Origin of the sequence: Streptococcus cristatus (assembly GCF_003943505.1) — a bacterium.
GTDB lineage: Bacteria > Bacillota > Bacilli > Lactobacillales > Streptococcaceae > Streptococcus > Streptococcus cristatus_E.
In genome coordinates this window covers 1-560 of the sequence record NZ_RJPS01000112.1, presented here as the reverse complement: position 1 = coordinate 560, position 560 = coordinate 1, and the positions used below count along the sequence as shown (strand labels likewise).

1 pseudogene is annotated in these 560 nt (G+C 31.8%); it reads right to left on the bottom strand.

Features of this window, described 5'->3' with window-relative positions:
• Positions 1 to 560 (bottom strand): annotated as a pseudogene (locus D8792_RS11270) (hypothetical protein); the annotation flags it as partial.

The following is a 560-nucleotide window of genomic DNA, read 5'->3' as shown; positions in this document are numbered from 1 at the left end:
ATATAAGGATTGATAAACTCTTTTAGTTTCTCAGGTTTCCGAATTTCACCAATAATTTTAACTTTACCAGTATGGTCACCGATAAAATCAGACTTTTTAGCTCCTTTATTTTCACGATAAAAACGTTCTGCCCAACCAACAATACAGTTTTCGTCGATGTTAATTTTTGTATATTGCTTTGAACGTAGTAAAGTAATAAGACGACTTTCGTCTAGTTGACTTTGACCGTATTCTAAAACTTCAAGAGGAGCATCAGAAGAAAAACCAGAGGTTTTTACACTTGCACCACCAAAATATACTTTTTCGATATGTATTAAATATTCCTGACTATCAAAAACGTAGATTTTTTCATTCGTTAGCGACACAAGCAGAATGTTTTTGGGAATTTCTTTTCCTTTGATTCTCCGAGCGGATAGATATTTGATGGCTTGGAATAGAACAGTGTTAATATCATTGATAACAACTTTAAATTCAATCAGATTTCCATTTACAATACCATCTGTATAATCCGTTAAAATATCATCTGTTTTCAAAGTTTTATCAACAAGAGGTAGATAATC